The following is a 312-nucleotide window of genomic DNA, read 5'->3' on the forward strand; positions in this document are numbered from 1 at the left end:
CCCAACGGTAGACCGTTGAATAATGAACGTTTACACCACGTTCCCTTAATATTTCAGATATATCACGATAACTCAATGCATATCTTAGATAGTAGCTAACGGCTACAGTGATAACATCCTTGTTAAATTGTTTATATCTGAAATAGTCCATACAGAAGACTCCTTTTTGTTAAAATTATACTATAAATTCAACTTTGCAACAGAACCAAATTGTATATGTATATGATTATGAAAAAGGTGATAAATAAATTAATATAGTTGAAAATGAAATATGTATAAGAACTTAAATAGATGATGATTTTCCTTTGATGT

At 28.5% G+C, this 312-nt stretch carries 1 pseudogene; it reads right to left on the reverse strand.

Features of this window, described 5'->3' with window-relative positions:
* Nucleotides 1-151, reverse strand: a pseudogene (locus KA883_RS07665) (IS6 family transposase); the annotation flags it as partial.
* Nucleotides 152-312 lie beyond the last annotated feature (161 nt).

Source organism: Staphylococcus sp. GDY8P54P, from assembly GCF_017892645.1.
In the GTDB taxonomy this organism is placed as follows: Bacteria; Bacillota; Bacilli; order Staphylococcales; family Staphylococcaceae; genus Staphylococcus; species Staphylococcus ureilyticus.